The organism is Leuconostoc sp. BM2 (assembly GCF_002095565.1).
Classification (GTDB): domain Bacteria; phylum Bacillota; class Bacilli; order Lactobacillales; family Lactobacillaceae; genus Leuconostoc; species Leuconostoc falkenbergense.
This window is the reverse complement of sequence record NZ_MOWQ01000053.1, coordinates 1-8,048: the sequence shown is the minus strand read 5'-3', so window position 1 is coordinate 8,048 and position 8,048 is coordinate 1. Positions and strand designations below refer to the sequence as shown.

The window sequence follows — 8,048 nt, the reverse complement described above, 5'->3', positions numbered from 1 at the left end:
TAGCGCCAAAGAATTAGATCAAATTAATCATTGGATCAATGCGAGACCAATGAAAACACTCAACTGGCAATCACCACGAAAGGTTTTTCAGCAGTTTGCAGTGTTCGGTTAATTCTTGCAATCTACCAAATACAGTACAGCTGCTTTTATTGAAGATCAGGACATGTTCCGTTTTTCGGGTATCTTTCGTAGCGTGCGTTTACTTGCAATGCCTCAAGTGAACTTGGTTGACTTGTTTCTCAAGCCTACCGTAGACAAACAATTGCATACAGGCACTTTGTCAATGTCACTATCTTTTGACGGCAAATTAACTGGTACAAGTGCCAAAATAGTGGTTCAAAACCCATCGCAAAACATTGTTTGGCAAGAAACCGTTGCTATTAGTAGTCACGTTACGCTTTCAAGTGCAGTCATTGAAAACGTTGCATTATGGTCGCATAAGCACCCTAATTTATATCAATTACTCATCACGATTTTTGATGCTAATCAAAACATTATTGCTGTTGTCCCATATTCATTTGGTTTCCGTCGTTTACACAAAGATGGTCATAATCGTGTCACGCTTAACAATGTGCCGTTGCACTTAAATGGCGTCAATCGTCATGAATGGAGTCCCACAGGCGGTCGCAACATCACAATGAGCGACATGAAAAAAGATATTAGTGTTTTCAAAGACAACCACATCAATGCCGTTCGTACATCTCACTACCCAAACCAAATACCTTGGTACAATTTATGCGATCAAAATGGCATTTATATGATGGCGGAAACTAACCTAGAATCTCATGGTTCATGGCAAAAAATGGGCGCTGTCGAACCATCCTATAATGTCCCTGGTTCCATTCCTGAATGGCAAGACGTTGTTTTAGATCGCGCCAAATCCAATTTTGAACAATTTAAAAATCATCCTGCAATTTTGTTTTGGTCATTGGGCAATGAATCCTATACAGGTGACAATATTGCAGCAATGGACGCCTACTTCAAATCAGTTGATGACTCACGTCTAACCCATTATGAAGGTGTTTTTCAAAATCGTATTGATGAGGATCGCATATCTGACGTTGAAAGCCGAATGTATGCACATCCAAAAGCAATAAAAGACTATCTCACCAATCACCCCCAAAAAACCTTATTTAAATTGTGAATATATGCATAGTATGGGTAATTCAATTGGTGGTTTAGGTGATTATATGCAGCTATTTGATGAATTTGATAGTTACTTAGGTGGCTTCATTTGGGATTATATTGATCAAGCTTTGTACGTAACCGATAAAGTCACTGGTCAGCAAGTGTTAAGATATGGTGGTGATTTTAATGATCGCCATTCAGATTATGAATTTTCAGGTGATGGTATCATGTTTGCCAACCGTCAAGAAAAGCCAGCCATGCAGGAGGTCAGATATTATTATGGACGCTATGACAATGAATGAGTTACATGTTGTATATGGAGATGGCACGCTTGGCCTACATGGCAATAGTTTTGATTATATTTTTAGTTATGAAAAAGGTGGACTAGAGTCACTCGTTGTCAATGCAGCAGAATGGCTGTACCGTGTGCCAAAATTAACGTTTTGGCGCGCAACAACTGATAATGATCGTGGTAGTCATTTTTCAACTCAATCAGCAGCTTGGTTTGGCGCAGACATGTTTACAACGCTAAAAAACGTCAGCATTCAAGTAGACGATGAAAATATTGGTCTCCCTATTGCACCTGATAATAATCGTTTTTCAAATGAGATTTTTGCTAAAAATGTGGCCATTACCTTCAGTTTTTTAACAGCTACAACACAACAAACAACAGTTGATGTTACTTATTTAGTGAGTCAAAACGGTAACATCACAATCACAGTAAACTACACTGGGACCACTGGATTACCAGAATTACCAGCTTTAGGATTAAGCTTTATCATGCCAGAAGTCGCTGATGGTTTTCAATATACTGGTCTATCTGGTGAAACTTACCCTGATCGACAAGCGGGCGCTTTGACAGGAACGTTTGACATTGTTGGCCTACCGCTAACACCTTATCTTGTGCCACAGGAAATGGGCATGCACATGGCAACTCATTCTCTAACAGTCAAAAATGCAGCGTCACAGCAAACACACGACCATAGTACGTCAATTAACCGACTTACTTTTAATCAACATACACAACCATTTGCTTTTTCAGCACTACCTTATACTGCAATTGAGCTTGAAAGCGCCACACATATTGAAGAACTCCCCCTGCCTAGACGTAGCGTCATCACGATTTATGGCGCCGTTCGCGGTGTAGGTGGCATAGACAGCTGGGGTACCGACGTCGAGCCAGAATATCATATTTCCGGCGAAACTAATCATGCTTTCGATTTTACAATTGTTCCTTTTCAGTGATACAACTTAACAGCAAAAAAGCTTAAGCCTTATGCCATATAATTGGGATAAATCTTAAGCTTTTTCAATACTAATTGTTTTGGTTGAACAGTTGATTTCCAATTCCATACTCAATGGCTGAACTTCAAATCAACATCTTCCAAGTCAAGCACGTGGCGCGTCACACTTGCTGCCCCACCAAGCAAAGTTGCTTGATAGACAGAGTGATTTGCAAATAATAATTCTGATTGACAAGTTGGATTCAGATCTTGATACACTTCAATCACGTGACCTAATAATTCCGGCATTTCAGCGATAAAACGTGAGTGAATAAAAAGCGCTTGTGGGGCATAGGTTTGTATAATATCATAAGCCATTTGTGCAATGCCACGGACCCAATCATCAATTAACGCTGTCGTTTCTGGTGCATTATGACTAGCACAAGCCACAAAATCAGCACGGACAACTTCTTTTTTACCTAAAGCTTCGGCCAAACGTTTCAGCATGGCATCTTCAGAATATAAATCTTCCATACGAATAATTTCTTTATTCTGAGACCAAACAATACTGCGACCAACTTCGCCAGCTCGTCCGGACAAGCCACGATATAGTTGACCATCAATAATAATTCCAGCACCAATACCATAGTGAATATTGAGTGCAATTAAATTATCATATTGGTCAATTTGACGATAGTCATGATAGTCACGAATATAAACAGCAGCATAATTGGCTTCGTTTTCTAGTAAAACTGGCACACTAATCACTTGTCCAAGCATATCAGCTAAATCAATACCTGAATAATCAAAAAAAGGCGAGTACGTTACTTGATTATGATCAACAACGCCATGCACACCAACCGCAATTCCCATGACACCCTCTTGCGTGCCATATTTTTGCGGTTTAATACGATGCAAATTTTTCATCATTAAGTCTACAACTTGCTTTAGTGTCAAGCCATCAACATCAAATTCATCAGTTGCGATTACTTCACCACTCAAACGTACCTGTGCCATTCGTAAATGATGACGTCCCATGTCAAATGCAACCACAAAACCGTAATTGCGATTGAAGCGAATCATTTTAGCCTTGCGGCCACCTGTTTCGGTTGTATCCCCTTCACCCAAATCTTCAATAAAACCGATATCATCTAAATCACGGTAAATCGAGCTAATGGTGGATTTATGCAATTCTAGGTCAACCGCAAGTTGGGCACGCGACGTTTCTTTGGCATTAAATAACGCTTGTAAAACTAAGCGCTGATTATGATCCCGCATGGTGATTTGATCTGTTTTCTTCATAGCATCGCTGGCATTAAAACAACCAGCACCTCTCCCTTATTTGTGATAACGATAAACAATTTCTGCCACACGGGTTTCATCTTTTTTCAAACGCACGTCACCAAAGGCTGGAATATTTTCAGAGTTTGGTAATGTGTGGGGCTCCAAGGCAACTGCCACCCATTTATGTCCGTTGCCATGATTATTTATCATATCCGATGTCATCGAATTGGCGGTGAAAACAACTAACCCATTTCGATGAGATATTACATCTATTGTACGCGAACTGACCTTATCTTTCAAACTAGCAATTTTTGGTCCTTGAACGACAAAGACATCATCAAAGCCATGCTCTGCGGTTGTTTTATCCAAAGTTGCTAACGCAGCGCCCAAATCCGACGCCATTCTCAAATCAAATGGCGAATTATGATTGGCGACTGTCTCCCCAGTTGGCACTTTACCAGCATCAACTACCAAATGAACTTTACTGTTAAGCTGCAATTCATGATTTGAGACATCATCAGATTGGCTTAAATTAAAATAAGCATGTGACGTCGGATTAAATACACCATCAGTTTCACGTTGTGTCCCGCTCATGGTCAAGGCCACAGTATCATCATCTTCAAGTGTGTAACGTATTTCTGATTCTAAATCACCCGGAAAGCCGTCTTGCGCTGACGTTATGGTCGCCGTCAAGACAATACTATTTTGGTCAAATTTCACCGTAAACATGGTATTTGACCAACCATTCCCACCACCATGTAGCGAGTTATTACCTTCATTTTGTGGTGTTTGAATCAATTGATCGCCAAGCTTAAATGTTGCATCTTTAATACGACCAGCGACGCGACCAATTAAACGATTGATATAAAAAGGATTATCGGTGTAACCTGACATGTTCGGTGCTGACAATAACATATTAACACGTGTTCCTTCGTCAATGACCAAATATTCATGCCAAATACCAGCAAAATCAAGGACCGTAATCCGAGTACCATTCTTATTTTCTAAAGAATAAGCCGACACATTTTGTCCTTCAAACTCACCAAATGGTTGAATGGTTGTTTTCATTTTTTAAATTCTCTTTCATTTTGATTTAAAAAAATCAGTCTAACGACTGATTATTGTTACTAATTTGCAACAGGTTCATCATTTAAATGATTCTTACGATGACGTAATCTCGCTTCAATTTGTTCCAATGAACGACCACGTGTTTCAATGGTAAACTTGTGCACAAACCAAATGGAAATGAAACACATCACCGCATAGAGGTAGAATAAATTGCCTGTACCAAAAGCACTTAGCAATGGTGGGAAGGTCAGTGAAACAATCGTGTTCGCTGTCCAGTTGACCACAGCACCAAATGAATTACCTAAACCACGGATATTGAGTGGGAAGCTTTCACCAATCATAACCCACATTACTGGACCCCATGTTGCAGAGAAAAAAGCAATGTAAATTGTTAATGCAATCGCAGCAAGATATGAACCAAACTTACCTGTACCCGAAAGTTGCATGCCAACTGACATCAAAATCAGCGAAATACCCATCCCCCATGCACCGTAAATCAACATTTTCTTACGATCAATTTTGTCCATAATCATGACCGCGACCCAAGTCACAATCACGTTAAAGATACCAATGCCAATGTGCGCCATCAAGGCTGCTGAGATACCAAATCCAATATCAGTGAAAATCGTTGGTGCGTAGTAAAGTACCGTGTTACACCCCATGGTTTGTTGAAAAATTGCCAATCCCATCGCCATAATAAGCACTGGCCGACTAAGTGGGCCAAACAAGTCCGCTAAACTACCAGCTGATTTTGTCTGAGCCTGTAACGCTATATCATCTAACTCCGCTTCAACAAGTTTGTCATCATTATTAAACATCGCCAACACTTGACGCGCTGCCAACATTTTGCCTTCACGAACCAAAAATCGCGGTGATTCGGGCAATACCCAGCCACCAATAAACAGGAGTAGGGCTGGTAGGGCAGCCAAAGCCAGCATGATACGCCAACCAAATGTCAATCCTTGTAATAAGTAATTTGAAATATACGCAATTAAGATTCCCGTCATAATCATCATTTGGAATAATGATGCGACGCCACCTCGTTTATCAGCTGGCGCCATTTCTGACAAATAAGTTGGAATAAGTGATGAAGCACCACCCACAGCCAAACCTAGGACAATACGCGAGGCAACCAGATGCAGGAAATCCGGTGCGAAACCAGACCACATTGCGCCGATAAAAAATATAATCGACGATAGTAACAGTAGTTTTCGATGTCCAAAGCGATCTGATAAAGGTCCAATCACAGCGGCACCAAGAATGGCGCCCACGAGAACTGCGGAAACAACCCAGCCTTCTTGCCATTTGGTCAAAGTCAACTGCTTAGAAATAAACAATATGGCACCAGAAATCACACCCGTATCATAACCAAATAATAACCCACCTAAAGCACCAAAGAAGTAAATAAAGCCTGCCGATAATTTATGCACTTTCATTTGTAAGACACTTTCTGTTTAAAAACGTATAATCAATTGAAGTAACAATTACTTGAGATACTGTTGCTTATTTATATGTTATTTTTAATAAAATCGACTCTCTTATTTTTTCCAAGAATAACTACCGTCAGCTTCTTGGTAATCGCCCAATTCCTTATAGTCGAAGAAATCAAATTCTGCTGTTGAGTCATAGCCTGAGTAATCGACTGCAGCTAATCCAACATAAGCCCCCGTGAAGAAACCGCCATATTCGCGTACGACATAGTCATCTGACAATACGGCAGCATCTAATGTAATACCGGTTGCAATCCAGTTTTGGCCATCAAATGAATAGTAATAAGTATATGATTCCTTACGATTTTCTGACTTAAACCATACGTATTCTGTGCCTTCAGGAATCACCGGTGCATCGTCTTTAAAGTATGACGTGTATGATCCGTTACGCAAGCCACCTTTATTTTCACCAACTTCAATGACATTTTGACCCTCATCATTTTTTGTAATGAAGATAAATGACCAATGTGAGTGGTTGTAGTAATTAGTCAAACCAGCCATTGCTTGATATGAATATGGATCAAACTTTACTTTGGTTTCGGCATCAAAGTAGAAAGCTTGCCAGCGACGTGCAATCAAGGATAGGTCAAACGTGTTAGCCAATGAACCTTGTCCGCGCAACACTAATTTACCCGCGCCAGTGTGACCCATCTTTTCAGTAAATGGTACACGTAGTGTGTTCCAGTTAATGTCAAGCTTTTCATCAGTAAAGTCATCGTGTTGTGAATGATCAGCTGGTGCATCAGTCAAAATAGCGTCCTTAGGTGCGTCAACAAACGTTGAACCACCATGACCACCAACAACTCGTGGCCAACCTGCTTCATCCCATTCAACTTTTTGAATTGATGACTCGCGACCTAATGTTGACCAACCACGTGGATCCGTAGCACTTTCCGTTGGATGATTCCAAGGGCGAGCTGATAATGAGGCATAATACCATTCACCACCCGGTGTATTTACAAGGGCACCATGTCCTTGCTTTTGCAAGTAGGCATTTGGTGTATCAAAGTTGGTCAAGAATGGTCCTTCTGGCTCACGTTCAAATGACAATGCATCCAAAGACTGTGACCGAGCTACGACTTCTTGGTGAGTAAAGATTGTACCACCTTCTGCCGCAAACAAGTAATATTGACCCTTAATTTTATACAAATGTGGGCCTTCAACTAGCTTAACCTCAGTCCCTTCCCAAATTGTGCGGGCTGTTTCTGGCTTTAACTTCATTGTTGATGTATCAAATTCAGTCAAAGTAATGCCATCAAATGGGTGATGATACTCACGATGATCCCAGGTCTGTTGCACGAGATACTTGCGACCATCATCATCATGGAACAATGAGGCATCAAAACCAACACCATTCACCAAAATTGGATCTGACCATGGTCCTTCAATTGATTCCGCAGTCGTCAAGTAATTCTTCATGTCCTTAAACGAGCCATCAGTAATCTTAACATCCGTGAAAATCAACCAAAACTTACCGTCAGCATAAGACAAATCTGGTGCCCAGATACCACCTGATGATGGGTTGCCCTTCATATCCAATAATGTCGTTGTATCAAGAACATTTTTAACTAAATTCCAATGCACCAAATCTTGTGAGGCGTGGATACGTACACCCGGGAACCATTCAAATGTTGATGTCGCAATATAGTAAGTATCTGCCACACGAATAATTGATGGATCTGAGTTAAATCCTGGTAATACAGGGTTTTGAATTTGCATAATATACTTTCCTTATATTATTATTCGTAGGTAGCTCCTACATGCTCTGAGTATAAAATTTATACTTAGATGGATGATGCGCCGTGAATTAGTTTTTATTTTCCAACAGCACCTTTACCATCGGTGACTGGTTCAG

Annotated in this window: 5 protein-coding genes and 2 pseudogenes; 3 read left to right on the top strand and 4 right to left on the bottom strand. The window is 40.5% G+C overall.

Features of this window, described 5'->3' with window-relative positions:
• The 3 genes and pseudogenes from BMG01_RS11045 to BMG01_RS09735 form a co-directional block, all read left to right on the top strand.
• Positions 1-112: pseudogene (locus BMG01_RS11045) on the top strand (IS30 family transposase); the annotation flags it as partial.
• A 15-nt stretch (positions 113-127) separates the two neighbouring features.
• Positions 128-1,430: pseudogene (locus BMG01_RS09740) on the top strand (glycoside hydrolase family 2 TIM barrel-domain containing protein); the annotation flags it as partial.
• Complete coding sequence (locus tag BMG01_RS09735; RefSeq protein ID WP_004915003.1) at positions 1,408-2,373, top strand: beta-galactosidase small subunit; 966 nt, start codon at positions 1,408-1,410, stop codon at positions 2,371-2,373. The pseudogene BMG01_RS09740 and the gene BMG01_RS09735, both read left to right, overlap by 23 nt.
• Before the next feature lie 110 nt (positions 2,374-2,483).
• Here BMG01_RS09735 and BMG01_RS09730 read toward each other — a convergent pair whose 3' ends face one another.
• From BMG01_RS09730 to BMG01_RS09715, 4 genes are all read right to left on the bottom strand, one after another.
• On the bottom strand, positions 2,484-3,653 hold the full coding sequence (locus BMG01_RS09730; RefSeq protein WP_004915007.1) for an ROK family protein: 1,170 nt from the start codon (positions 3,651-3,653) through the stop codon (positions 2,484-2,486).
• 36 nt (positions 3,654-3,689) lie between these two features.
• Complete coding sequence (locus BMG01_RS09725; RefSeq protein WP_004915010.1) at positions 3,690-4,703, bottom strand: aldose epimerase family protein; 1,014 nt, start codon at positions 4,701-4,703, stop codon at positions 3,690-3,692.
• A gap of 59 nt (positions 4,704-4,762) precedes the next feature.
• Positions 4,763-6,139, bottom strand: a complete 1,377-nt coding sequence (locus BMG01_RS09720) for a sugar porter family MFS transporter (protein ID WP_004915014.1) — start codon at positions 6,137-6,139, stop codon at positions 4,763-4,765.
• Between the two features lie 102 nt (positions 6,140-6,241).
• The gene (locus tag BMG01_RS09715; protein WP_004915017.1) at positions 6,242-7,912 is read right to left on the bottom strand and encodes a glycoside hydrolase family 43 protein; all 1,671 of its coding nucleotides are present in this window, start codon (positions 7,910-7,912) and stop codon (positions 6,242-6,244) included.
• Between the last annotated feature and the right edge of the window lie 136 nt (positions 7,913-8,048).